The sequence below is a fragment of the Capillimicrobium parvum genome (assembly GCF_021172045.1).
Classification (GTDB): domain Bacteria; phylum Actinomycetota; class Thermoleophilia; order Solirubrobacterales; family Solirubrobacteraceae; genus Capillimicrobium; species Capillimicrobium parvum.
Genome location: NZ_CP087164.1, coordinates 2274685 through 2299321, shown reverse-complemented (window position 1 = coordinate 2299321; position 24637 = coordinate 2274685). Strand labels below are relative to the sequence as shown.

General features: G+C 73.2%; 25 protein-coding genes. 6 read left to right on the top strand and 19 right to left on the bottom strand.

The features are described from left to right. Nucleotides 1-21: 21 nt before the first annotated feature. The 3 genes from DSM104329_RS11400 (at nt 22) to DSM104329_RS11390 (ending at nt 2823) form a co-directional block, all read left to right on the top strand. Complete coding sequence (locus DSM104329_RS11400) at nt 22-807, top strand: alpha/beta fold hydrolase (RefSeq protein ID WP_259315561.1); 786 nt, start codon at nt 22-24, stop codon at nt 805-807. Between the two features lie 82 nt (nt 808-889). Next, complete coding sequence (locus DSM104329_RS11395; RefSeq protein WP_259315560.1) at nt 890-1528, top strand: sterol desaturase family protein; 639 nt, start codon at nt 890-892, stop codon at nt 1526-1528. After that, a complete protein-coding gene (locus tag DSM104329_RS11390; protein WP_259315559.1) occupies nt 1483-2823 on the top strand; it encodes a D-arabinono-1,4-lactone oxidase in 1341 nt (446 codons plus the stop codon). Before DSM104329_RS11395 ends, DSM104329_RS11390 begins: the two co-directional genes overlap by 46 nt. On the opposite strand, the gene DSM104329_RS11385 is transcribed toward DSM104329_RS11390, so the two are convergent. From DSM104329_RS11385 to fusA, 7 genes are all read right to left on the bottom strand, one after another. Next, on the bottom strand, nt 2786-5200 hold the full coding sequence (locus tag DSM104329_RS11385) for a glycoside hydrolase family 65 protein (RefSeq protein WP_259315558.1): 2415 nt from the start codon (nt 5198-5200) through the stop codon (nt 2786-2788). The two genes, DSM104329_RS11390 and DSM104329_RS11385, sit on opposite strands and share 38 nt — an antisense overlap. Beyond that, nucleotides 5197-5898 (bottom strand): HAD family hydrolase, encoded by a 702-nt coding sequence (locus DSM104329_RS11380; protein WP_259315557.1) that lies wholly within the window; start codon nt 5896-5898, stop codon nt 5197-5199. The genes DSM104329_RS11385 and DSM104329_RS11380 overlap by 4 nt, the downstream gene beginning before the upstream one ends. 29 nt (nt 5899-5927) lie before the next feature. Then, nucleotides 5928-7103 carry an alanine racemase gene (locus DSM104329_RS11375; RefSeq protein ID WP_259315556.1) on the bottom strand — a complete coding sequence of 392 codons (1176 nt, stop codon included), beginning with the start codon at nt 7101-7103 and terminating at the stop codon, nt 5928-5930. Next, the gene (locus DSM104329_RS11370) at nt 7100-7501 is read right to left on the bottom strand and encodes a ribonuclease HI family protein (RefSeq protein ID WP_259315555.1); all 402 of its coding nucleotides are present in this window, start codon (nt 7499-7501) and stop codon (nt 7100-7102) included. The genes DSM104329_RS11375 and DSM104329_RS11370 overlap by 4 nt, the downstream gene beginning before the upstream one ends. A gap of 10 nt (nt 7502-7511) precedes the next feature. Further along, nucleotides 7512-7730, bottom strand: a complete 219-nt coding sequence (locus DSM104329_RS11365; RefSeq protein ID WP_259315554.1) for a hypothetical protein — start codon at nt 7728-7730, stop codon at nt 7512-7514. Between the two features lie 13 nt (nt 7731-7743). After that, nucleotides 7744-8514 carry a hypothetical protein gene (locus DSM104329_RS11360; RefSeq protein WP_259315553.1) on the bottom strand — a complete coding sequence of 257 codons (771 nt, stop codon included), beginning with the start codon at nt 8512-8514 and terminating at the stop codon, nt 7744-7746. Nucleotides 8515-8638: 124 nt separating this feature from the next. Continuing rightward, entirely contained in the window at nt 8639-10711 is a 2073-nt protein-coding gene (gene fusA, locus DSM104329_RS11355; RefSeq protein WP_259315552.1) for an elongation factor G, read from the bottom strand. 45 nt (nt 10712-10756) lie between these two features. Between fusA and DSM104329_RS11350 the strand changes: the two genes are divergently transcribed. Next, nucleotides 10757-11578: a hypothetical protein gene (locus DSM104329_RS11350; RefSeq protein ID WP_259315551.1), complete on the top strand. Its 822-nt coding sequence runs from the start codon at nt 10757-10759 to the stop codon at nt 11576-11578. Here the strand turns inward: DSM104329_RS11350 and whiG are convergent. Together whiG and DSM104329_RS11340 are read right to left on the bottom strand one after the other, a co-directional pair. Continuing rightward, nucleotides 11575-12417 (bottom strand): RNA polymerase sigma factor WhiG, encoded by an 843-nt coding sequence (whiG, locus tag DSM104329_RS11345; protein WP_259315550.1) that lies wholly within the window; start codon nt 12415-12417, stop codon nt 11575-11577. The two genes, DSM104329_RS11350 and whiG, sit on opposite strands and share 4 nt — an antisense overlap. Next, nucleotides 12392-13312, bottom strand: a complete 921-nt coding sequence (locus DSM104329_RS11340) for a tyrosine recombinase XerC (protein WP_259315549.1) — start codon at nt 13310-13312, stop codon at nt 12392-12394. The genes whiG and DSM104329_RS11340 overlap by 26 nt, the downstream gene beginning before the upstream one ends. Here DSM104329_RS11340 and DSM104329_RS11335 point away from each other — a divergent pair. Further along, on the top strand, nt 13296-13610 hold the full coding sequence (locus tag DSM104329_RS11335; RefSeq protein WP_259315548.1) for a hypothetical protein: 315 nt from the start codon (nt 13296-13298) through the stop codon (nt 13608-13610). The two genes, DSM104329_RS11340 and DSM104329_RS11335, sit on opposite strands and share 17 nt — an antisense overlap. Nucleotides 13611-13684: 74 nt before the next feature. On the opposite strand, the gene DSM104329_RS11330 is transcribed toward DSM104329_RS11335, so the two are convergent. From DSM104329_RS11330 to DSM104329_RS11315, 4 genes are all read right to left on the bottom strand, one after another. Next, a complete protein-coding gene (locus DSM104329_RS11330) occupies nt 13685-14731 on the bottom strand; it encodes a L,D-transpeptidase family protein (protein WP_259315547.1) in 1047 nt (348 codons plus the stop codon). A gap of 71 nt (nt 14732-14802) precedes the next feature. Then, entirely contained in the window at nt 14803-15873 is a 1071-nt protein-coding gene (locus DSM104329_RS11325; protein ID WP_259315546.1) for an NAD-dependent epimerase/dehydratase family protein, read from the bottom strand. 5 nt (nt 15874-15878) lie between these two features. After that, nucleotides 15879-16736: a lysophospholipid acyltransferase family protein gene (locus DSM104329_RS11320; protein ID WP_259315545.1), complete on the bottom strand. Its 858-nt coding sequence runs from the start codon at nt 16734-16736 to the stop codon at nt 15879-15881. A gap of 10 nt (nt 16737-16746) precedes the next feature. After that, entirely contained in the window at nt 16747-17313 is a 567-nt protein-coding gene (locus DSM104329_RS11315; protein WP_259315544.1) for a 5' nucleotidase, NT5C type, read from the bottom strand. Between the two features lie 25 nt (nt 17314-17338). Between DSM104329_RS11315 and DSM104329_RS11310 the strand changes: the two genes are divergently transcribed. Beyond that, nucleotides 17339-18259, top strand: a complete 921-nt coding sequence (locus DSM104329_RS11310; RefSeq protein WP_259315543.1) for an alpha/beta fold hydrolase — start codon at nt 17339-17341, stop codon at nt 18257-18259. An 81-nt stretch (nt 18260-18340) separates the two neighbouring features. Here DSM104329_RS11310 and ilvD read toward each other — a convergent pair whose 3' ends face one another. From ilvD to DSM104329_RS11280, 6 genes are read right to left on the bottom strand one after another with little or no spacing between them, the layout of a single operon-like run. Then, nucleotides 18341-20056 carry a dihydroxy-acid dehydratase gene (gene ilvD / locus DSM104329_RS11305; RefSeq protein WP_259315542.1) on the bottom strand — a complete coding sequence of 572 codons (1716 nt, stop codon included), beginning with the start codon at nt 20054-20056 and terminating at the stop codon, nt 18341-18343. Next, a complete protein-coding gene (locus DSM104329_RS11300; protein WP_259315541.1) occupies nt 20053-20679 on the bottom strand; it encodes a hypothetical protein in 627 nt (208 codons plus the stop codon). The genes ilvD and DSM104329_RS11300 overlap by 4 nt, the downstream gene beginning before the upstream one ends. A 55-nt stretch (nt 20680-20734) precedes the next feature. Then, entirely contained in the window at nt 20735-20983 is a 249-nt protein-coding gene (locus tag DSM104329_RS11295) for a hypothetical protein (RefSeq protein WP_259315540.1), read from the bottom strand. Between the two features lie 54 nt (nt 20984-21037). Continuing rightward, on the bottom strand, nt 21038-21823 hold the full coding sequence (gene thiD, locus DSM104329_RS11290; protein WP_259315539.1) for a bifunctional hydroxymethylpyrimidine kinase/phosphomethylpyrimidine kinase: 786 nt from the start codon (nt 21821-21823) through the stop codon (nt 21038-21040). A 13-nt stretch (nt 21824-21836) separates the two neighbouring features. Next, on the bottom strand, nt 21837-23048 hold the full coding sequence (gene dprA, locus DSM104329_RS11285; protein ID WP_259315538.1) for a DNA-processing protein DprA: 1212 nt from the start codon (nt 23046-23048) through the stop codon (nt 21837-21839). After that, nucleotides 23045-24568 (bottom strand): YifB family Mg chelatase-like AAA ATPase, encoded by a 1524-nt coding sequence (locus DSM104329_RS11280; RefSeq protein WP_259315537.1) that lies wholly within the window; start codon nt 24566-24568, stop codon nt 23045-23047. Before DSM104329_RS11280 ends, dprA begins: the two co-directional genes overlap by 4 nt. Nucleotides 24569-24637 lie beyond the last annotated feature (69 nt).

The window sequence follows — 24637 nt, the reverse complement described above, 5'->3', positions numbered from 1 at the left end:
CGGCACTCGTATCCGCTCCCGATGGCGGCCGTCGCGCGACCCGTGCTGGGCCTGGACCGCGGGGGCGACGGCCCGCCGCTGGTCCTCCTGCACCCCCTGGGCGCCGACCGCCACGTCTGGGCGCCGGTGTGGGACCGCGTGGCCGCCCACCGCGAGGTCGTGTCCGTCGACCTGCCGGGCTTCGGCGGCTCGCCGCCCCTGCCCGACGCCGTCGTGCCGACCCCGGCGGCCCTCGCCCGCGCCGTCGCCGCCGGGCTGGCCGCCCACGGGCTCGACCGCTTCCACGTGGCGGGCAACTCGCTCGGCGGCTGGGTCGCGCTCGAGCTCGCCCTCGCCGGACGCGCCGAGAGCGTCACCGCCATCGCGCCGGCCGGCCTCTGGCCCGAGCCGCTGATGCCGCGCCGCGGCGCGGCGCGCCGCCTCGCCCGCGCAGCGCTGCCCGCGGTCGCGCTGCTGGCGCGCAGCGAGCGCGGACGACGGCTGGCGCTCCTGGGCACTGTCGCGCACCCCGAGCGCATCCCGCCCGCCGACGCCGCCCACCTCGTCCGCGCCTATGCCACGGCGCCGGGCTTCGAGGCGGTCGACGGCGCGATGCGCGCCGGCCGGTTCCTCGGCCTGGCCGGCATCCGCGTGGCGCTCACGCTCGCCTGGCCCGAGCACGACCGGCTCGTCGCCCGGCCGGGGCGCCTGCCCGAGCGCGCGCGCAGCGTCGTGCTCGACGGCTGCGGGCACCTGCCGATGTGGGACGACCCAGCTCAGGTCGCGGCGGTCCTGCTCGAGGGCAGCGCGGTCGCCGCGGCACCGTAGGGAACCCTGATGAGGCCGTTCGCGCGGCCGTTTAGTATTGCGGGAACGACCGCTGCGACGTCCGCACCGGAGGCCACTCCCCGTGACGACCGACACCGCCCCGTACACCACCCGCACCGACGAGCTGTCCGCGTCGCCGCCGATGTTCCGCTGGCGCTGGCTCGACAAGCTCTCCCGCGTCCACCACCTGGTCCCGGTCTTCCTCTTCACCCCGGCCGTGGTCGTCCTCTTCGTGCTCGGGGTCACCGCGATGAGCCCGCTGGCCGTCGTCGGATGCCTCGCGGGCGGATATGTGTTCTGGACGCTGTTCGAGTACTGGCTGCACCGGATCGTGTTCCACTTCGAGCCCGAGGAGGGGCTGGGCGCGCGGCTGCACTGGATCATCCACGGCGTCCACCACGACCACCCGAACGACCCGAAGCGGCTCGTCATGCCGCCCGCGGTCAGCGTCCCGCTCGCGGCGCTCATGTTCGGCCTGTTCGTGCTGGTCCTCGGCACGCCGGCCGCATACATGTTCACGGCGTCGTTCCTGGCCGGCTACCTCATCTACGACGAGCTGCACTACTACCTGCACCACGCGCGCCCGCGCACCGCGCTGGGCCGCCGGCTGCGCGAACTGCACATGCGCCACCACTTCCAGGACGACACCGTCGGCTACGGCATCAGCGCCCCCTGGTGGGACAGCGTCTTCCGCACGGCGTACCGCGACCGCCGCAGGTAGCCGACCAGCCCCGTTGGGCCAACTGGTCCGGCGAGCAGCGCTGCTCGCCGGCCGCGATCGAGGCTCCGCGCAGCGAGGCCGAAGTCGTCGAGGCCGTCGCCCGCGCCGCCGAGGCCGGCCGGACGGTGCGGGTCGCGGGCTCGGGGCACTCGTTCAGCGACCTCGTGTGCACCGACGGCCACCTGCTGACGCTGTCGGCCATGGCGGCCGTGCTCGACGCCGACCCGTCGACGGGCCTCGTGCGCGTCCAGGGCGCCGTCACCCTGCACGACCTCGGCCATGCGCTCGCCGGGCTGGGCCTGGCGCTCGAGAACCAGGGCGACATCGACGCCCAGACGCTCGCGGGCGCGCTGGCCACCGGCACCCACGGGACCGGCGTCCGCTGGGCGAACCTCTCCTCACAGGTCGCCGCGATGCGGCTGGTCACGGGCGGCGGCGAGGTCGTCGAGCTCGACGCGTCCGACCCCGACGGGCTGCGCGCCGCACGGGTGAGCCTCGGCGCGCTGGGCGTCGTGACCGAGGTCGTGCTGCGCTGCGTGCCCGCGTTCACCCTCGAGCGGGTCGACGAGCCGCGTCCGCTGGGCGAGGTGCTCGACGGTCTCGACCGCCTGGCCGACGGCGCGGACCACTTCGAGCTCTGGGCCTTCCCCTACGCCGACCGCGTGATGACGCGCACGAGCACGCGCAGCGCCCGGGCTCCGCGCTCGCGCAACCCCCGCGCGGACTGGGTCAAGGGCCACCTCGAGAACGAGGCGCTCACGCTGGCGGGCCGCCTGGCGGGCCGCGTGCCGCGGACGGTGCCGCGGCTGAACCGCGCGATGATGCGGCTCGTCACCCGCGACGTGGTCGTCGACCGCTCGCACCGCGTGTACGCGAGCCGCCGCGACATCCGCTTCACCGAGCTCGAGTACGCCCTCCCCCGCGAGCAGGCCCGGACCGCCATCGAGGGCGTGCTGGACCTCGTCGCGCGCCGGCGGCTGCCCGTCGCGATGCCGATCGAGGTGCGCTTCGTCGCCGCCGACGACGCGTTCCTGTCCCCCGCGTCGGGGCGCGCGACGTGCTACGTCGCCGTCCACCAGCACCGCGGGCAGCCGTTCGAGCCGTACTTTCGCGCGGCCGAGGAGCTGCTGCTCGGCCTCGGCGGGCGCCCGCACTGGGGCAAGCGCCACTGGCTCGGCGCCGAGCGGCTCGCGTCGCGCTACCCGGGCTGGGAGGCGTTCGCCGCCGTGCGCGACCGCCTCGACCCGGAGGGGCGCTTCACAAACGCGTCTCTGCGCCGGGTTCTGGGACGCTGACGCCGCGGGCGGCCGCCATGCGCTCGTGCCAGCGCATCGGCTCGCGGCCCGGCGGCTGGCGCGGCCGCGTGAGCCGCTCCGCGGGCGGGATCGGGAGGGCCACGGGCTCGGCGCCCGGCTGCAGCTCGACCGGCTCGCCGTAGTGCTCGATCGTGACCCCGTGGCCTGAGTCGATGACGTAGCGGGCGTCCTCCTGGCCCACCTCGACGCGCACCCGCACGCCGCCGAACGTGATGCGGAAGACGAGCCGCTCGAGCTCGCGCGGCAGGCGCGGCCGGAACACCAGCTGGCGGTCGATCTCGCGCGCGCCGCCCAGCCCGGCGATCGCGGCGGTCACGGCGCCGGCGAGCGACGCCATGTGGACGCCGTCGGCGACGTTGTGCTCGAGATCGCGGATGTCCATGAACGCGGCCTCGGCGAGGTAGTCGTAGGCCAGCTCGATGTGGCCCACCTCGGCGGCCACGACGGCCTGCGTGCAGGCCGACAGCGACGAGTCGCGGACGGTCAGCGTCTCGTAGTACTCGAACGCGGCGCGCTTCTCCTCGAGCGTGAAGTGCTCGCCGGCGACGTGCAGCGCCAGCACGAGGTCGGCCTGCTTGATGACCTGCTTGCGGTACAGCTCGAAGTACGGGTAGTGCAGCAGCAGCGGGTAGCACCCCGGCGGCGTCGCGGCGAAGTCCCACTCGTCGTGGGTGAGGAAGTCGCCGTCCTGCGGATGGATGCCGAGCCGCTCGTCGAACGGGATGTAGATCGTGTCCGCGGCCTTGCGCCAGGAGTCGATCTCCTCGTGGACCACGCCGAGCTTGGACGCCTGCGTGCGGTGGCCCGCAGCCGCGTCCGCGGCGGCGCGCAGGTTCCGCGCCGCCATCAGGTTCGTGTAGATGTTGTCGTCGACGATCGCGGAGTACTCGTCGGGGCCCGTCACGCCGTGGATGTGGAAGCACCCGTCCGCGCCGTGGTGGCCGAGGTGCGCCCACAGGCGGGCCGTGTCGACGAGCAGCGCGAGGCCCTCGCCGGCGAGGAAGTCGTCGTCGCCGGTCGCCGCGACGTAGCGGTCCACCGCCCACGCGACGTCGGCGTTGACGTGGAACGCCGCCGTGCCCGCCGGCCAGTAGCCCGAGCACTCCTCGCCGTGGATCGTGCGCCACGGCAGCGCCGCGCCCTTCAGCCCGAGCTGCGCGGCGCGCTCGCGGGCGAGCGGCAGCGTCCAGTGGCGCCAGCGCAGCGCCTCGCGCGCCGCGCCCGGCATCGTGTGGATGAGGACCGGGAGCACGAAGCCCTCGGTGTCCCAGAACGCGTGGCCGTCGTAGCCGGGGCCGGTCAGCCCCTTGGCGGCGATCGCCCGGCCCTCGGCCCGCGCCGACGCCTGCACGAGGTGGAACTGGGCGAAGCGCAGCGCCTGCTGGATCTCCGGGTCGCCGTCCAGCTCGATGTCGGCGCCCTGCCAGTAGTCGTCGAGGAACGCCCGCTGACGCTCGGCGAGGACGTCGAAGCCCTGGGCGACCGCACTCTCGAGGCTGGCGTCCACCTGATCGCGCAGCCAGTCGATCGTCTGGCGCGAGGACCAGTGGTAGCTCAGGAGCTTCGTGAGCGTGAGCGGCCGGCCCGGATGCAGCTCGACCGCCATGGTCACGCGCCCGAGGTCGGGCTCGGACTGCGTCAGCGTGTTGACCTCGCCCTGGGCGTCGATGACGTGCTCCATGCCCGCCGCGAAGCCGAGCTTCGTGCGCTTCGTGCGGTGGGCGAGCACGACGCGCAGGCCGTGGTCGATGTGCAGCTCGCTGTCGAGCACGTCGCCCAGCGCCCGGCCGGCGCGCGGGTCGCCGTTCGCCGGGCGGTCGACCTGGTTGGCGTGCAGGTTGGACTGCAGCGCGACGCGCATGGGGCGCTCGAGCGCCTCGACCTCGTAGGAGATCGCGGCAACGCTGCGATCCACGAACGAGACGAGGCGGCGGCTGCGGACCCTGACGGCGTAGCCCGCCTCCGAGCGCCACTGCACCTCGCGGGTCAGGATGCCGGTGCGGAAGTCCAGCGTGCGCTCGTGGTGCTCGAGGTGGCCGCGATGCACGTCGAACGGCTCGTCCTCGACCAGCAGCCGGATGATCTTGCCGTCCGTGACGTTGACGACCGCCTGGCCGTCCTCGGCGAAGCCGAACCCGCGCTCGCCGTACTCGAGCGGATAGGACTCGTAGAGGCCGTTGAGGTACGTGCCCGACAGGCCGCGCGGCTCGCCCTCGTCGAGGTTGCCGCGCAGGCCGAGGTGTCCGTTGGCCAGCGCGAAGATCGACTCCGTCTGCGCGATGAGGCCGAGGTCGAGCCCGGTCTCGCGCACCCGCCATGGATCCGGCGGGAACCGCTCCGTGTCGAATTCCTTCACAGCAGCTCGGCGAGGTCGGAGACGACGATGTCGGCACCGTGGTCAGCCAGGGCCTGCGTGTGGTCGCCGCCGAGACGGTCGACGCCGATGACGTAGCCGAAGTGGCCGGCGCGGCCCGCCTCGACCCCGGCCAGCGCGTCCTCGAACACGCACGCCTGCGCCGCGGGGACGCCGAGCCGCTCGGCTCCCGCCAGGAAGGAGTCCGGCGCCGGCTTGCCCTTCAGGTGCTCCTCGGCGATGGTGTTGCCGTCGACGCGGGCCTCGAGCAGATCCGCGATGCCGGCGCCCTCGACCACGCTCCGGCAGTTCGCGCTCGAGGAGACGACCGCGGTCCGTCGGCCTTCGTCACGCACCGCCTTCAGCAGCTGCACGGACCCGGGGTAGGCCTCGACTCCGCCCTGCGCGATCAGCTCGAGCACGAGCTCGTTCTTGCGGTCGCCGATCGCCCGGACCTCGTCCTCGGAGGGCCGGTAGCCGCGCGACGCCATGAACGAGCGCACGCCGTCATAGCGCGGCTTGCCGTCGACGTAGTCGTTGTAGTCCTCCTGGTCGAAGGGCTTGTAGCCGTCGCTCTCGCGCCGCTGCAGCTCCTCGTCGAACGTCTGCTTCCACGCCTTCATGTGGACCTTGGCGGTCGGGGTGAGCACGCCGTCGAGGTCGAAGAGGCACGCGGTGATCGTGTCCGGGAGCTTCGTCACCGGCGGCAGCCTATTCGACCTGACCGCGGCTAGAGGAAGGTGCGGCCCTCGCCCCGGTACGTGGGCACCTCGTCGACGATCCGGTCGCCCTCGACGAGGTGCAGCCGGTCGAAGCGCTCGCACAGCTCTCCCGCCTTCGCGTGGCGGAAGTACACGCGGTCGCCGATGCGCAGGCTCGTCGCGGCATCGCCGGTGAGCGGCGTCTGCACCTCGCCCGCACCCTCCCGGCCGTCGAGTCGGAGGCCCGCGGGCAGCGTCGGCACCGGCAGGCGCAGGCGGTCGGCGGAGCCGGAGGCGAGGTACCCGCCGCCGAGCGCCGTGACCGTGCGCCGGCTCGGCCGGCGGACCACCGGCATCGCGAACCACGCGGCCGGCCGCAGCCGGAACGCGGAGTAGTGGTCGAACAGCGCCGGGGCGAAGAAGCCGGACCCGGCGGTGACCTCGGTGACGGCGGGCTCGGGCGACGTCAGCTCGAGGCTGCCGGTGCCCCCGCCGTTGACGAGCAGCGCGGCCTCCGGGCCGACGACGGCGCGCACCGCGGCCACGACGGCGGCGCGCCGCTCGCGCAGCTCCGGCACCGACCGCCGCCGCACCGCCCGGACCGCCGCCGCGCGCAGCCGCGACGGCGGATCGTCGCCGACGCCCGCGATGTGCGACTCGTAGCCCATCACGCCGGCCACCCGCAGGCCGCGGCGCAGCGCATCGCCCGCCAGCGCGGCCGCGTGGGCCGGGGTGCGCACCGGCGAGCGCTTGGCCCCGATCCTGACCCGGCCGCCGAGCGCCCAGTAGGACAGGTCGACGTCCACGCACACCCGGCTGCCCGCGGGCAGGAGATCGAGATGCTCGGGGCAGTCGACCATGACGACCGGTCCGGGCCCGTCGCCCGCCGCCAGCTCGCGCAGCGCGCCGCGGTCGACGGTCGGGTAGGCCAGCAGGAGGTCGTCGAAGCCGTGGGAGGCCAGCCACAGCGACTCGGGGAGCGTGAACGTCATGAGCCCGCGGAAGCCCGGGTCGCGGTCGAGCATCGCGCGCAGGAGGGCGCGGCAGCGCACCGACTTCGACGCCACGCGGATCGGCGTGCCGCCCGCCCGCCGCAGGAGGTCGGCGGCGTTGGCCCACATCGCGTCGAGGTCGACGAAGGCCAGCGGCGCGTCGAGGTCGCCGAGCGCGCGCTCATAGCGAGCGTGCGTGCCGTCCGTGCTCACGCCCCGTCCAGCGCCGCGTTGACGAGCTCGTCGGCCCGCGCGTTCTGGGCCCGGGGCACCGAGCGGATGCTCCAGGCCTCGAAGCCGCCCAGGAGCGCCATCGCCTCGGCGTGCAGCGGCTTCATCGCCGCGTGCTTGACCTTGTACTCGCCGCCGACCTGCCGCGCCACCAGCTGGGAGTCGTTGACCACCTCCACCTCGGTCGCGCCGAGCTCCCGGGCGCGGCGCAGGCCGAGCAGCAGCCCGCGGTACTCCGCCACGTTGTTCGTCGCCTCGCCCAGCACCTCGGCGGCCTCGTCGACCACCTCGCCGCCCGGCTCGGAGAGCACCGCCGCGGCCGCGGCCGGGCCCGGGTTGCCGCGCGCGCCGCCGTCGACGTGGACGACGAGCTTCGCCACCCGCGTGCTCCTACTCCGGGTCGATGCGCGGGAAGTCGCCCGCGGCGCGCGGGCGGCGCCGGTCACGCACCTCCCGGCGGCTCTCGGGCGCGGGCCCGTCGCCGTGCGCTCGCCGCTCCGACTTGCGCCGGTCGATGATGACCGTGACGTTCGGGTCGTCCTTGTAGTACTCCGAGAGCTTCGGGTAGAGCTCGTCGGCGAGCGGCTCGGGCACGACGCAGTAGATCATCGCGGAGGCGAGGCTACCCGGCCACGAGGCGGATCTCACCCCGCTCGTCGGCGGCGGCGTTCGGCACCTGGTCGGCCGGATCGAGCTCGGAGATCTCGTCGCCCTGGGCGGAGACGCGCACGCCGGCGGCCTCGTCGGCGAGGTCGACCTCGTAGCGGTACCAGCACAGCTCCCAGCCCGCGGTGATCGAGACGATCGAGCCCTCGGTCTCCGACGGGCGCACCACCACGAACGGCGCGCCGAGCGACCGGGCCACGCCGGAGACGGTGCGGGGATGCGTCGAAGCGTTGAAGACCTCCACCGCGCGCGCCCGCTTCATGTCCGCGTTCGTCGGCACGGCGTGGACGTGGCGCTCGCGCGGGATCTCGAGCGACGGCTCGACGCGCGGGGGCGGCGCCGGGGCGGGCGCGACCTCGGCCACGTAGGTCGGGTCGTTGTCGTCGCCGTAGGGCAGGACCGGCGCCTCGAGCGGCTCGTCGGCCGCCGCGCGGGGGCCGCGGCTCAGGCCGCCCGCTGCCGCCTGGCCGTTCGGCGCGCGGCGGCGGCCGAAGCGCCCGAACAGGGAGCCGCGCTCGCGGCGCCCGCGGGCGCGGACAGGGAGGTCGTCGGCGAACGCCTCGCGGATCCAGCCCTCGTTGGCGGCCCGCTGCGTGCACAGCTCGCACACCGTCCGCCGCTCGCCGCTGTGCAGGAAGATGTCGGCGTGCTCGCCGCGCAGCAGCGTGCGGCCGCAGACGTCGCAGGAGATCTGGGCCTGGTTGGTGGCGATCTGCTTCGGGGTCATGGCGCGGGCCGAGGGTACAACGCACGGGGGCCCGCCTCACGCCGGCAGCCGCCGGAAACCCACCGTGGCCAGCCGGGGGCCGGCATCGGCACCCCTGGATGCACCCCCGGCCCGCGGCGGGGGCTCAAGCGGTGACCGCCTCCCCGGCCGTCTGCTGGACGACCTTCTGGGCGAGGTGGGCCGGCACCTCCTCGTAGCGCAGGAACTCCATGGTGTAGTCGCCCTGCCCGCCGGTCAGGGAGCGCAGGTCCGGCGCGTAGCTGAGCATCTCGGCCATCGGCACCTCGGCCTTGATCTCGGTCATGCCGGCCGCCGGCTCCATTCCCTGCGGGCGCCCGCGCCGCGAGTTGAGGTCGCCGATGACGTCGCCGACCGAGTCCTCGGGGACCGACACGGTCACGGTCATGATCGGCTCGAGCAGCGCGGCGTCGGCGTTCGCCATCGCCTCCTTCATGGCGATCGTGCCCGCCAGCTTGAACGCCATCTCCGACGAGTCGACCGTGTGGTAGGAGCCGTCGACGAGCCGTACGCGGATGTCCTTGACGGGGAACCCGGCGACCGGCCCGGCCGCCATCGCCTCGCGCACGCCCTTCTCGACCGCGGGGATGAAGCTGTGCGGGATCACCCCGCCCTTGATCTTGTCCTCGAACTGGAACCCGGAGCCCGGCTCGAGCGGCTCGATCTCGATGTGGCAGTCCCCGAACTGCCCGCGCCCGCCGGACTGCTTCTTGTGGCGCCCGTGCGCCTTCGCGGGCCGGCGCAGCGTCTCCTGGTAGGGCACGCGCGGCGGCTTGAGCGTCACCTCGGCACCGAAGCGGTCGCGCAGGCGGTCGACGATCACCTCGACGTGGATCTGCGACAGGCCGGCCACGATCTGCTCGCCGGTCTGCTCGTCGCGGTGCAGGTCGATCGTCGGGTCCTCCTCCTGCAGCCGGCGCAGGGCGGTGAACACCTTGTCCTCGTCGCCCTTGGACTTCGGCTCCATCGCGAAGGCCATGACCGGTGCGGGCAGCGGGATCGACGGCATCTCCACCGGCTCATCCCGAGCGGCGAGCCAGTCGCCGGCGCGGGTCTCCTTGAGCTTGACGGCGGCGCCGATGTCGCCCGGGCCGAAGTCCTCGGCGTGCTCGGTCTCCTTGCCGCGGAAGACGAGCAGCTGGCCGATGCGCTCCTTGTGGTGCGAGCGGGTGTTGAGCACCTGGGTGTCCTTGGCCAGGACGCCCTGGTAGACGCGGAAGAGGTTGATGCGCCCCGCGAACGGGTCGGCGCGCGTCTTGAACACGTAGGCGAACAGCTCGGCGTCCTCGGACGGCTCCAGGGTCATGTCGCCCACCTCGAGGCCGCCGTGCTTGACGGGGCTCGGGAGGTCCTCGACGATCGCGTCGAGCAGGCGGTTCGTCGCAAGGTTGCGCACCGCGACGCCGCACGTCACCGGGAAGATGTCGCCGTGGTTCGTGCCGTCCTTGAGCGCGGTGACGATCTCGTCGTGGGAGATCTCCTCGCCCTCGAGGTAGCGCTCCATGAGCGGCTCGGAGACCTCCGCGACCTCGTCCATCAGCTTCTCGCGGAACTCCTCGGCCTGCGCCATGAGCTCGTCCGGCACGGGGATCTCGGTGCAGTTGTCGCGGGATGGATGCGACGGGTCGTACTGGTAGGCCTTCATGTCGACGAGGTCGATGACGCCGCTGACGTCGTGCTCGCGCCCGATCGGGATCTCGGTCGCGACGACGTGCGGGCCGAAGGCGGCCTTCAGGCCGTCGAGCGTGCGGAAGAAGTCGGCGCGCTCGCGGTCGAGCATGTTCACGAAGATGAGGCGGGCGATGTCGAGCTCCTCGGCGCGCCGCCACAGGCGGGTCGTCGAGACCTCGACGCCCATCACCGCGTTGACGACGAACACCGCGGACTCGCACACGCGCAGCGCGCCGAGTGCGTCGGCCACGAACGACGGGTCGCCCGGGGTGTCGATGAGGTTGATCTTGCGGTCCTGCCACTCGAACGAGTTCAGCGACGCGCCGATCGACATCCCCCGGGCCTGCTCGTCGGGGTCGGAGTCCGACACCGTGGTTCCGTCGACCACCGAGCCAAGGCGGTTCGTGGCTCCGGCCTGGTAGAGCAGGGCCTCGTGCACCGAGGTCTTGCCACTGCCTCGGTGGCCGACTAGGGCGACATTGCGAATGCGGTCCGCACGCTTGTGCATGCCTACGCTCCTCTCCTCGCGAATGAGCGAGGGACCCTACTCACAATGGACCTTCCCTGGAACCCCTCCATCGTGGCATTGGACGCCGTCCAGGCGGCCCTGGTCGCGCTGCCCGCCGCCGGGCTGCCCAGGCCGCTCGCGCGGCTGGGCGGGCGCTGGTGGGCGCTCATCCCGCCGGCGTCGATCGTGGCCGTGGTCTTCGGCATCACGGCCCTGCCCGGGCTGGCCGACGGGCTGACGTGGCTGGCGCTGATCGCGTGCCCGCCGCTGGCCGCGGTGGCGCTCGGCTGGGCGATGCACGGCGCCCGGCCGGTCTACGCGGTCGCGGTGCTGCCGCTCGGCGCCGCCGCATGGATCTGGTCCGGCGAGCTGGGCGGCCACCTGTGCGCGCTGGCGCTGACCGCGCTGAGCTGCGTGACGCTCGCGCGGCTGCTGCGCGGCGTGGCCCCCGCAATGCTGCTCAAGCTCGGGATCCTCGCGATGGCGACCGCCGACGCGATCCTCATCCTCTCCGAGCAGCTGCAGCAGCCCAACTCGACGCTCGTCGCGGCCAGGCCCGCCGCCGAGCTGCCGCGCCTGCAGGTGGCGATCATCGACCCGGCCAGCATGGGCTACGGCGACCTGTTCCTCGCCGCGGTGCTCGGCGCCGTCGTGGCGGCGGAGGTGTCGCGCCGCGCGCAGGCCGGCGTGGCCGTCCTCGTCCTGGTCCTCGCCGTCGCGTTCGACGCGCTCTTCCTCGTCCTCGACACGCTGCCGGCGACGGTGCCGGTGGCCCTCGCGCTGCTCGTCTACGAGGCGGTTCGCCGGCAGCGCCGGCGCGGGCGGGTCCGGCGCCGGACGGCGCCGATGACCGCCGGAGCGCGTTAGCCGGGAAGCACGTCGGTCTCGGTGGCCAGCCGCGAGCGCAGACGCAGCACCGCCTTCGTGTGCAGCTGGGAGATGCGCGACTCGGTGACGCCGAGGACCTCGCCGATCTCCCGAAGGGTGAGGTTCTCGTAGTAGTAGAGGGCGACGACGAGCTTCTCACGCTCCGGCAGGCGGGCGATCGCGTCGGCGACGCGGTCCTTGAGCTCGGTCGCGTCCATGATCGTCGCCGGGTCGGGAGCGTCCGGGTCCTGCAGCGTGTCGAGCAGCGACACCTGGTCGCCGCTGGCGTCCGAGACGGTCCACAGCTCGTCGAGCGCGGCAACCGTCGAGGTCGAGATCTGCTGCAGCGAGTCCTGGAACTCGTCGACGGTGATGCCGAGCTCGGCCGACATCTCCTCGTCGGTCGGCGCGCGCTGCAGCCGGTGCTCGAGCTTCGAGTTGGCCTTCTCGATCTCGCGCGCCCGTGCGCGGACAGACCGGGGCACCCAGTCGAGCGAGCGCAGCTCGTCGATGATCGCGCCCTTGATCCGGGTGATCGCGTAGGTCTCGAACTTGATCTCGCGCTCGATGTCGAAGCGCTCGATCGCCGAGATCAGGCCGACGAGGCCGTACGAGATGAGGTCGGCCTCCTCGACGTGGGCGGGCAGGCCCGACGCCATGCGTCCGGACACATACTTGACCAGCGGCGAGTAGGTGACGACGAGCCGCTCACGGGCGCGCGCGTCGCCCTGCTGCTTGTAGCGGCGCCACAGGTCCCGCAGCTCGATCGCTTTGACGTTGGTCTCCAGGTCGCTTCCCTCCGCGCGAACCCCACTACGCCCTTGGATGGCTGCGGGCATAGGCGGTCCTCAACCGGGCGGACTCTACCCGAGTGTAAATCTGCGTCGTGCTGATCGACGCGTGCCCGAGGAGCTCCTGGATGGCGCGCAGGTCCGCGCCGCCGTCGAGGAGGTGCGTGGCGAACGAGTGGCGCAGCGCGTGCGGCGAGACGCCGCCCTGCAGGCCGACGAGACGGGTCCACACGCGCAGCCGGCGACGGACGTCCGAGGTCGACAGGCGCCGGCCGGACTTCGACAGCAGCAGCGCCGGTTCGGCGGGGTCGGAGCGCAGGACGGGGCGCCCGCGCTCGAGATAGCGCGTCACCGCCGTGAGCGCCTCCTCGCCCACGGGAACGATCCGGGTCTTCGAGCCCTTGCCCTCGACGCGCAGCTCCTCGGCATCGAAGCCCACGGACTCGACGTCCAGGTTCACGAGCTCCTCGGCGCGCAGCCCGCTCGCGTAGGCGAGCTCGAACATCGCACGGTCGCGCAGCTCGAGCGGCGTGGAGGCGGGGATGCGATCGAGCAGGCGGGCGACCTCGTCGGCCTTGAGCACGCGCGGCAGCTTCGACGGGCGCTTCGGCGAGGAGACGAGATCCGCCGGGTTCTGCGGCAGGTCGCCGTGCTCGCGCATCGTCCGGAAGAATGAGCGCAGCGCGGCGAGCTTGCGGGCGATGGTCGTCGGCGCGTGCCCCGCTTCGGACATCGAGGCCGCGTAGCGGCGCAGGACCCGCGGGGTCACGGCCGGCGCATCGAACCCGGCGGCGGTCGCCCAGGTCGCGAACTGGCGCAGGTCGGCGGCGTACTCGTGGCGCGTGCGCTCGGCGGCGCCGCGCCGGCGCAGGTCGGCCGCGAACAGCTCGAGGGCCGCGATCCAGGCGTCGCTAGGTTCTGCGGGGATGGCGCTCTTCTTCATCGACACTCAGCGCGGGCGGGTCGCCACGCAGAAGCAGCTGATGGCCGCGGGCATCGCGTCGCCGGCCGGCGACGTGCCGCGGCCGTGGCACCGGATCCAGGGCACGCACGACGCCACGACCATGTGGTACGCGGTCATGCGCCGCCGGGAGAAGGGCGTGTTCATCGGTAGCCTGGTCTTTCGCCACTCGCCCCACCATGCCCTGCTCGTCGAGCGCGGCTGGCAGGACGTGGCCGTGGAGCAGATCGGCGTTGACGCGCCGGCGCCTGGCGAGGACGACCAGGCCCAGGCGATGTAGATCGGCGGCCGGCAGGACGTGCCCGTGTAGCTGATCGGCGTTGACGCGCCGGCGCCCGGCGAGGACGACCAGGCTCAGGCGATGTAGATGGGAGCTCCGACCGGCACCTGGTCGTAGAGCTCCTCGACGTCGGGGATGCGCATCCCGACGCAGCCGTGCGAGGCGGCGGTGCCGATCGTGCCGTACGCGCTGGGGTCGATGCCGTGGATGCCGGCCCCGTCGAAGATGCCCATCCACCGGGCCTTGAGGGGGTTGTTCGGCGCACCGCCCGGGATGACCTGGCCGGCGAGGCTGCCGGTCCACGCCGAGTGAGGCACGCTCCAGGCCGGGTCCACGGCCTTGTTCTGGATGTGGTAGAGCCCGGCGGGCGTCTCGAGCCCCTGCTGGCCGACCCGGATGTCGTAGGTCTTGGTCAGCTTGAGGTTCTTCCACAGGTGCAGCTTGAAGCTGCCGCGCTCGACCGTGAGGACCACCGGGTACTTCTCGGCGAGCTCGTCGGTCGTGATCTCTGGCTTGACGTCCTTCGTCCTGGCTCTGAACGTCCGCTTCGCGCCGGGCGTGGTGATCGAGTCGTTGATCTGCCGGCGCAGCACCGCGGCCTTGAGGGCGACGCCGTCCTTGCCCTTGACCTCGCCGAGGCTCGTCGAGGAGAACGTGACGCTCGCGTCCTTCGGGTCCCGCTGCACGTGGGCGGCGATCCGCTTGACGAGCTTGTTGACCGCCCGCCGCGAGTAGGTGACCTCGGCGGGGATCGTGGCCTTGACCTCGCCGCCGGTCGCCTCGCGCCAGGCGCGCTGGACGGCGTTGCCGCCCTCGCTGCGCTTCATGGCCTCGGCGACCATGCCGTCGACGTCGGCGCGGATCTTCGCCTTCGCGGCGGTGAGCTTCCAGGTCTCGCCGTGGTAGCGGACGACCACCGGGTCGTCGAGCGGGGCGAGCAACTGCTTGCGGACCTTGGCCTTGGCCTGCTCGGCCTTCATCCCGCCCACGTCCACGCTGCCGACCTTCACGCCGTCGGCGATCTTGCCCTCGGCCTTGTTGTCGAGGACGACCACCGCCACGCCCAAACCGACGATGACGAGCAGCATCGCGGCGGCGGCGATCAGAAGTGGGCGGCGCATCCCGAAGTCAGGATAGTTAAACCGGAGCTGCTGACGAAAGGCATGCAACCGCAACTTCACACCAGCGTGTGTCAGTTGGCGCCTGCGGACTCGTCGCGCTCGGTCTCGCGGCGCACGCTCGGGCTGCGGCGCAGGAAATCCTCGACCTCGCGCTCGTAGCGGTACTGGCCCGACCGGTCGCGCAGCAGCGGTTCGACGCGCTGGTGCTCGCGGAGCTTCTCGACGGTCTCGCGGGTCGTGTAGCGCAGGCGGTAGCCGGTGGCCTTCAGGCGCCGGTTGTCGAGCCCCTGGCCGAAGCGCAGGTGGTTGACCATCTCGGGCACGATGTGCACGCCGAGGCGCCGCGCGATGGGCAGCGCGAGCTCGGTGCCCCACGGCGGCAGGACCGGCAGCAGCGGCTTGCCGAGCAGCCCCGCGATCTCGGAGAGCGCCAGGACGCCGTCGGCGGCGACGTTGTAGATGCCGGGCAGCTCATGGGTGACCGCGTGGTGGAGCGCGCCGGCGATGTCGTCCTCGTGGACGAACTGCCAGCGGGGGTCGAAGCCGAGGATCATCGGCACGGCGGGCAGGCCGAGCAGCCGGCTGTATGAGGTGCGCAGCTCCGGGCCGAGGCCGTGCGCGAAGCGCAGTACGGTGACGGTCGAGTCCGGGTGCTTGGCCGCGAAGTCGGCGACGGCGCGCTCGGCCTCGACGATGTCGCGCTCGATCGGGGTCCGGGCCGGGTGCGGGCGGCGCATGTCCTCGGTGAAGAAGGCAGGGTCGTCCTGCTCGGCGCCGTAGAAGTCGGCCGACGAGCGGAAGACGACCTTCTTGACCGTCGTGTCCGCCCCGCTGCACGCGGCGAGGATGTTCATCGTGCCGATGACGTTGTTCTCGTGGGCCTTGCGCGGACTCGTCAGGCTCGAGTCGGTGACGAGGCGCGTGTCGACGACCGTGTCGATCTCGGCGCCCTGGACGATGCGGCGGATGAGCGTGTGGTGGTCGGCGACCTGGACGAACTCGGTGCGGTCGAGCTCGACCTTCGGCGGGGTGCGGTCGATGCCGATGATCGCCTCGACCTCGTCATCGTCCTCCAGCGCCTGGGCCAGGCGCCCGCCCCAGTAGGTGCTCAGCCCGGTGATGAGGATGCGGCGGCTCGCCATCCGCCTCACCCGAGCCAGACGCTGCGGCGCCGGCCGAGCATGTCGATGAGCTCCTCCTGGATGCGCGCGCGGATCTCCTGGGCGACCTCCTGGACGAGGCCCTCGTCCTCCCACGGCGCCGCGCCCATGTCGTCCGTGCGCACCGGCTCGAGGAAGCGGATCTTGAACTTCGCCGGCAGGTAGCCGGCCAGCGCCAGCGGACCCAGCCACGGGAACGTCGGGGTGATCGGGAAGTAGATGAGGCGCGTGAGCTTCTGGAAGACGCCGACGTGGGCGAAGATCGGCTGCGCCTCCTCGGCGCCGACGAGGGCGATCGGCACGATCGGCACGGCGGCGCGCATGGCCGATTCGACGAAGCCGCCGCGGCCGAAGCGGCGCAGGCGGTACCGGTCCTTGAAGAGCTTCTCGGAGCCCTTGCGGCCCTCGGGGAAGACGAGGGCGAGCTGCCCCTCGTCCGCGAGCAGGCGGTGGACGTTGGCCGGGTGGGCCGGGACGGCACCGATCTTCGGCGCGAGCATCGAGAAGCCGGGATAGCCCTTGAAGAAGTGCTCGACGAGGGGGCGCACCAGGCGCGGGTGCGGGTGCTCCTCCTTGATCGCCTTGGTGATCATCGCGGCGTCGGGCGGCAGGGCGCCGGCGTGGTTGGAGACAAGCAGCGCGCCGCCGGTGGACGGGACGTTCTCGACGCCCTCGACCTCGCAGCGAAACCAGATCCGGTAGTAGAACTCGTAGACCGTCTGGTCGAAGAGGCCTTCGATCCGCTCCGAGCAGCCCCAGTCGTCGAGCGTGCGCTCGGGCTCGATGGCGGGCAGCAGATCGCGCCGGCCGGCGGGCGTCAGGGCGGCGGCGGTCTCGTCGGTCATCCGGTACGTGCTACCCGGGGGCGGTCGCGCTCAGCACGGGCTCGAGCGCGCGGTCGAGGCCCGGCCAGTCGTCGGCGCACAGCACGTCCTCCTCCTCGCAGACGTCGATGTTCCACGGGTGGCGCAGCGTCGCCGCGATGATGCCCACGTCGACGGCGCGGGCGATGTTCACCGGCGAGTCGTCGACGAGCACGTCGATGGCGATCTCGCGACAGCGCGCGACCTTGTCGAACGAGCAGTACAGCTCGTCGAAGGGCAGGCCGATCTTGCGCAGCCAGGCCTCGGTGGCCTCGTGGGCGTGCTGCTGGCGATGGCTCGTGATGTGGATGAAGTGGCCGGCGTCGTGCCAGCGGGTGACGACCTCCACCGCGCCCGGGTACGGCTCGCCCGCGAGGATCGCGTCGTCGGTGTGGGTCTCGGCGATGCAGACCTCGAGCTGCCTGGGCTTCAGCCGGGTGATGCCCCAGTCGAACTGCTGCTCGTAGGGCAGGTCGATGCCGAACCGGCGGCGGGCGGCGTCGGAGAGGACGTCCCAATAGTGGTGGAGGGTCGAGTCGATGTCGATCGCGATGCGCACTGGGTCGCATATCCTAGGTCGCCGTTTGACGCCATGGTGGAGCATCGACTGGAGCCGGCATGAGCGGTGGCTGCGCGTGCACGACCGCTGGGCCAACGTGGTCGAGATCGGGCCGGCCGACGGCGACCCCGTGCTGTTCATCCACGGGCTCGGAGGCTCGTGGCGCAACTGGCTCGAGCAGCTGCCCGTGCTCGCCGAGGCCGGCCATCGGGCGATCGCGGTCGACCTGCCGGGGTTCGGGCACTCGGAGATGCCCGCCGACAAGATCACGATCCCGGGCTACGGGCGGTGGGTCGAGGCCCTCTGCGACGAGCTGGAGGTCTCGGCCGCCGCGGTCGTCGGCAACTCGATGGGCGGCTTCATCGGCACCGAGCTGGCGATCCAGTCGCCGGCGCGCGTCGAGCGCCTCGTGCTCGTCTCGGCCGCGGGGATCTCGGCGGCCGACCAGCGCATCGACTCGGCCCTGCAGCTGCTCTACCGCGCGGAGGCGATCGGCACCTACATGACCGGGCTCGTGCTTGCGCGGGCCGCCGCGCTGGCCCGGCGGCCGCGGCTGCGGCGAGCGGCAATGGGGCTCGCCGTGCGCCATCCCGAGCAGCTGTCGCCGAAGCTGGCCTACGAGCAGATCACCGGAATGGGAACGCCCGGGTTCATCGGCGCCCTCGACGCGCTGAGCGACTACCCGATCCGCCACCGGCTGCCGGAGATCGCCTGCCCGACCCTCATCGTGTGGGGCCGGCAGGACCTCATCGTCCCCGTGCGCGACGCCGACGTGTTCGAGGAGCTCATCCCGGACGCCCGCAAGGTGATCTGGGACGACACCGGCCACGTCGCGATGCTCGAGCGGCCCGAGCGCTTCAACGAGCTGCTCGGCGACTTCCTGGCCGAGGCTCCGGGCGAGGAGGTCGACGAGACATCGCCGGCCGCCGCGCCGGCGGGCGACTGAAGCCGCCACCCCCGCTCCGGCATGCACCGGGAGTCCTCCGGACCCACCCGCCCGCGTGGCCGGGCGGTTCGGCGTGGCGGCTCAGACCTGGGTGGGCGCGCGGTCGACGCGCGTGACCGCCCCGGCGCTGGCGCTCGAGACGAGCGCCGCGTACTTCGCGAGGACGCCGGTGCTGTCGGGGCTGACCGGGGCGTCGTAGGCGGCGACGCGAGCGGCGATCTCCTCGTCGGAGAGGGCGACGTCGATGCGCCGGTTGTCGACGTCGATGGTGATCTCGTCGCCCTCGTGGACGGCGGCGATCGGGCCGCCGCGCGCCGCCTCCGGGGCGACGTGACCGACGGTGAAGCCGTGCGTGGCACCGGAGAACCGGCCGTCGGTCATCAGCGCGACCTGCTCACCGAGGCCCGCGCCGTTGATCGCGCCGGTGACCGCGAGCATCTCGCGCATGCCGGGGCCGCCGACGGGGCCCTCGTTGCGGATGACGACGACGTCGCCCGGCTGGATGCGACCGTGGGTGACCGCGTCCATCGCCGCCTCCTCGCCCTCGAAGACGCGGGCGGGACCGGTGTGGTGGCGGCGGTGGTGGCCGGCCAGCTTGACGACCGCACCGTCGGGAGCGAGGTTGCCGCGCAGGATGGCGAGGCCGCCGGTCGCGCTGAGCGGTTCGGCGTCGAGCGGCAGGACGACCTTCTGGCCCGGGGTCTCGACCGCCTCGTCGGCGAGCTGCCCGACCGTCTTGCCGACGACCGTGGGCGCATCCACGTGCAGCACGCCGAGATCCTTGAGCCGCTTCGCCAGCACGGCGGTGCCGCCCGCGTGGTACATGTCGACCGCGGTGTACTTCCCGCCGGGACTCAGATCGCAGATGAACGGGGTGCGCTCCGAGATGCGGTCGAAGTCGTCGATGTCGAGCTCGACGCCCATCTCGGTCGCGACGGCGAGAAGGTGCAGGACGCCGTTGGTCGACCCGCCGCTGGCCGTGACCGCGGCGATCGCGTTCTCCAGCGACTCGCGGGTGATGAGGTCGCGCGGGCGCAGGCCGGCCCGCAGGACGTCCATGACCAGCCGGCCCGCCTCGAACGCCGCCTCGCCCTTGGTGGGCTCCTGGGCGGGCACCGCCGAGGGGCCCATCGGGCTGATGCCCATCATCTCGAAGGCCATCGCCATGGTGTTCGCGGTGAACTGGCCGCCGCACGCGCCGGCGCCGGGGCTGGCGACCGACTCGATCTCGGCCAGCTCCTCGTCGGTCATCTTGCCCGCGGCGTGCGCCCCGACCGCCTCGAACACGTCGATGATCGTCACGTCGCGGCCGCGGAAGCGCCCGGGCGCGATGGAGCCGCCGTAGAACATGACGCTCGGCACGTCGAGCCGCGCGAGCGCCATGACCGTTCCCGGGATGGTCTTGTCGCAGCCGCTGAGCGCGATGACGGCGTCGAACAGGTGGCCGCGGCTGACCAGCTCGATCGAGTCCGCGATCACCTCGCGGCTGACCAGGCTCGTCTTCATGCCCGACGTGCCCATCGTGATGCCGTCGGAGATCGCGACGGTGTTGAACTCCATCGGCGTGCCGCCGGCGGCGCGGATCCCGTCCTTGATCTTCGCCGCCAGCGCGCGCAGGTGGAAGTTGCAGGGCATCGTCTCGATCCACGTCGAGGCGACGCCGATGATCGGCTTGCCCAGAGCCTCGTCGTCGTAGCCGATGCCCTTCAGGTAGGCGCGCGCGGGCGCGCGCTCAGGCCCCTCGGTAAGGGCGCGGGAGCGGTGCTTGAGGTCGAAGCCGTTCCGGGAGGAGCTCACGGCGCGGAAACACTACCGTGGCCGGTCCGCCGCTCCCGGGCGGCGCGCTGGCGCTCCCATTCCGACAACCGCCACAGGTCGCGCTTGACCTGCTGCGGATCGACCTGGCGGCCCGGCAGGTGCATGTTGGCCTCGGCGATGAGACGCTCCTCGTCGCCGGTGAGGGCCATCCACTTCGCGAGCACGTCGTCGGAGTCGGGCAGCCGCGGCGAGCCGTACGGCCTGGACTCGTCGGGGAACACGACGCAGTACTCGTTGAGCAGCCGGCGGGTCTGTGGCAGGTAGGCGACGATCGGCTTGTGGGGGTAGATCAGGTAGGCGTACGGCGCGCCGGCGAGGCTGTCACGCGCGGCGCCGCGCTCGGGACCGTCGGCCATGCCGCCCCACACCCGGACGAATCCGAGGTCGCGATACATGTCCCACTCCTCCTCGTTGACGCACGAGCGCAGGAGCTCGCGGGCGCGCTGCTCGGCGCGCCGCTCGCGCCCGGGGTCGTAGTCGAACGTGGGCACCCGCGCCCGGCGGGCCCGGTGGCGGTCGATCGCCTCGGACATCGCCGGCCAGCACACCTCCCACAGGAGCGCGATGACGACGATCGCCGTGGCGCTCAGAGCGAGCAGCATGCGCGATCCCCGTGGTCCGCCACGGTCCGTGCCGGCCGGGGGCGCATGTCGCTCATCATGCCCCGCCGGCGGCCTTGGGGAAGAAGATCACGCGCTCGGCGTCGCGCGGCACCTCACCGAACGACCGCACCATCTGCGCCTCGCGCCGGCCGCCGGTGCGTCCCGTGGGCACCGCGGCCCACATCCCCTGGTCGAGCTGCTCGCGGAACGCCTCGATGAGGTCGCGCTCCTGGTCGGGGACGTCGACGTCTCCCTCCGCGAGGAGGACCTCACCGTGACCGGGCTTCATGCGCAGAAGCTTCATCCCTCGCGCGATTATGACAAAGGGCCGGATCGGGAACGACAGGCGGGGCGCACGTCAACTCCTCAGCCCGAGCACGTTGACGGGTCCGGCTCCCGCGCCGACCTCGCGCAGCCCGTCGCGAACGGCGGCGCCGGCGATCTCCCGCGCGGCGGTCGCGGCCTCCATCAGGCTGCGGCCCTTGGCGAGCTGCGCGGCCAGGGTCGCGGAGTGCGTGCAACCCGATCCGTGCGCGGCGCCCCCCGGATGCCGTTCGCCCGGGATGCTCTCGAAGCGCTCTCCGTCGAAGAGCAGGTCGGACGCCTCCTCGCGATGGCCACCGGTGACGATCACGGCGCCGGGTCCCAGCGCGTGGATGCGGCGCGCCACCTCCTCGAGGGGGACGTCCTCCCCCGCACGGGCCAGCACCCGTGATTCCGCGACGTTCGGCGTGACGACGGTGACGAGCGGCACGATCCGCTCTCGCAGCGACTCCTCCGCGTCGACGTCGAGCAGGCGCCCGCCGGACTCCGCGACCATCACGGGATCGAGGACGATCGGCGTGCCCGCGGGCAGGCGCCCGAGCGCCTCGGCGACGGCCTCGATCGTGGCCACGCTGCCGAGCATGCCGATCTTGACGGCGTCGACGCCGAGATCGTCGGCGACGGCGGCGATCTGGGCCTTGATCATGCCGGGCGAGACCGCCTCGACCGCCCGCACCTCGACGGTGTTCTGCGCGGTGATGGCGGTGATCGCGGTCATGCCGTGCACGCCCGAGCGGGCGAACGCCTTGAGGTCGGCCTGGATGCCGGCGCCGCCGCCCGAGTCGGAGCCGGCGATGGAGAGGACACAGGGAATGGTCATGCGCGCATCCAGACTACGAGCGCCCCTGCCCGGCTGAGTCGCGCGCCGGCAGCGTGGCGACGTATCGCCCGGCGGCGGTGCGCCGGACGTGCCCGAGCTGCTCGAGCTCCGCGAGGCCGGCGAACGCCGCCGCGGCGCTGAAGCCCCGCCGCGTCAGCATCTCGGGCGTCTGCGCCCCCGCGGCGACGGCGTCGTGCAGCCGCTGCAGGACCGCGGGCACCGCCGGCGCACCGGGGCGCTGACGCCACTCCCCCACGCCGCACGCCACGTCCAGCGCGTCCTCCGGCCCCCGGATCACGTGCGCCCCATCGGCCAGGAGCGCGTTGGGCCCACGCGCGAGCGGCGACGTGACCTGGCCGGGCACCGCCCCCACCTCGCGCCCCAGGTCATGGGCGAACTCGGCGGTGATCAGCGAGCCCGAACGCTCGGCGCCCTCCACGACGACGGTCACTCGTGCGAGCGCGGCGATGATCCGGTTGCGTGCCGGGAAGCACCACCGGTGAACGGCCCCTCCGGGCGGCATCTCGCTGACGACGCAGGCCGTCGCGCGGATCGCCTCGTAGATCCGGCGCTTGCTCGCCGGGTAGGGCCGCTCCGCGCCGCCGCCGAGCACCGCGATGGTCGGCCCGTCGACGTCGAGAGCGCCGGCGTGCGCGGCGGAGTCGATGCCGAGCGCGAGACCGCTGACGACGGTCACGTCGGCGCAGGCCAGCCCGCGGCCCAGCCCGCGCGCGACCTCGAGTCCGTACGCGGAGGCCCGTCGGGCCCCGACGACGGCCACCGCCGGCCGGGCGGCGCCCGTGAGCTCCACGAGCCGGTCGACCGACCCGGCGACGTGGAGGGCGGCCGGCGCGTCCGCCATGTCGCGCAACGCAGCGGGATAGCGAGGGTCGTGGCGGCAGACGACGGTCACGCCGGCCCGGGCCGCCGCGGCGCGCCCCTCGCTCGGCTCGTAGTTGCGGTGGCGCGCAGCGGTGCCCGGCGCGGCGCCGACCGCGCTGAGCAGGTCCTCGTCATCGAGCGCCAGCAGCAGCTTGAGCCGGCTCGTCCCGGCCCGGCGTGCGAGCTCGATGCGGCCGGAGAGCTCGCCGACGAGCCACGTGCGGCGCAGGCAAGGTCCGCAGGGCAGCGCCGGGCCGGTCGGGGTCGCGGCCGGGTCTCCGGGCACGGTGGCCGTGTCCGCCGAGGCCCGGGAGCCGGAGCCGGAGCCGGACAGGCTCGTCATGCGATGCGCTCCGCGCCGTGGGGCTCGCCGCGCAGGGAGATCGCCACGTGCATCTCCTCGACCGAGACGTCGGCCCGGCCTCCCAGGTCGGCGAGCGTGCGCGCGACCTTGAGCACGCGGTCGCGGCCGCGGGCGCTGAGGCGACCGTCGTTGTAGGCGGCGTCGAGGGCGCGCTGGGCGGCGGAACCCAGGCGGGCGTGGCGGCGCACGAGCGCCGCATCCATCTGCGCATTGGAGGCCATCCCCGTGCCGATCAGCCGTGCGGCCTGGCGCTCCCGCGCCTCGGTCACCTGCGCCCGGACCGTGGCGGAGTCGGTCGCGGGCGGGCCGGCGAGCGACGCGGCGTCGGGCTTCTCCACGTCGACGACGAGGTCGAGTCGGTCGATCAGCGGGCCGCTGAGCCGGCGCGCGTGGCGGCTGTGGTCGCTTTCGCTGCACCGGCAGCGCGGCGACCCCGGCCCGAACCCGCAGGGACAGGGGTTCGTCGCGGCCACCAGCGCGAACCGGGTCGGAAAGACCGCGGTGTGCTGTCCGCGAACGATCGCCACCCGTCCGTCCTCGAGCGGCTGGCGCAGGGCCTCGAGGGCGCTGCGCGTGAACTCGCTGAGCTCGTCCAGGAACAGAACGCCATGGTGGGCCAGGCTCGCCTCGCCGGGCGTCGGTCGCGATCCACCTCCGACGAGGCCCGGCGCCGAGATCGTGTGATGTGGCGCGCGAAACGGCCGGCGCTCGACCAGGCGGCCGCCCCGGTGCAACCCGGTGACCGAGTGGATGCGCGTGACGTCGATCGCCTCCTGACGGCTCAGTGGCGGGAGGATCCCGGGCAGCCGCCGGGCGAGCATCGTCTTGCCGGTGCCCGGGGCCCCGCGGAGCAGGAGGTTGTGCCCGCCGGCCGCCGCGATCCGCAGCGCCTCGATGGGGGCGGCGTGGCCACGGACGTCCGAGAGGTCCGGCTCGGCCGACGGGACAGGTGCGACGGGGAGCGCATCGTCGGGCACGTGCACCCCCGTGGTCCCGTCCAGGATCTCGACGACATCGCGCAGCGTGCCGGCGCCGGCGACCTCCAGCTCGTCGACGAGCGCGGCCTCCGCGGCGGTCTCGCGCGCCACGAAGAGACCGTCGAGGCCGGCCGCCCGCGCGCCCTGGGCCACCGCCAGCGTCCCATGGCACGGCCGCAGCGCACCGGTCAGCGAGAGCTCGCCGAAGACCGCTCGGCGCTCGAGCGCCGCGAGTGGGACCTGGCCGCTGGCGGCGAGCACGCCGCACGCGATCGCGAGGTCGAACCCGGAGCCGCCCTTGCGCAGATGCGCGGGCGCGAGGTTGGCGACGATGCGCGACAGCGGGAACTCGAAGCCGGAGTTCTGCAGCGCCGTGCGGACCCGCTCCCGGGCCTCGCGGATGGCGGTGTCGCCGAGCCCGACGATGGTGAACGCCGGCAGGCCGCGGCTGATGTCGACTTCGACGCTGACGGGGCGGACATCGAGTCCGCGGATCGAGAAGGTGGTGACACGGGCAAGCACGGTCGGCGACGCTACGCAGGGACGTGTCACGAATCAGCACGTGAACGTCACAAGTTCGTCACGCGGTTG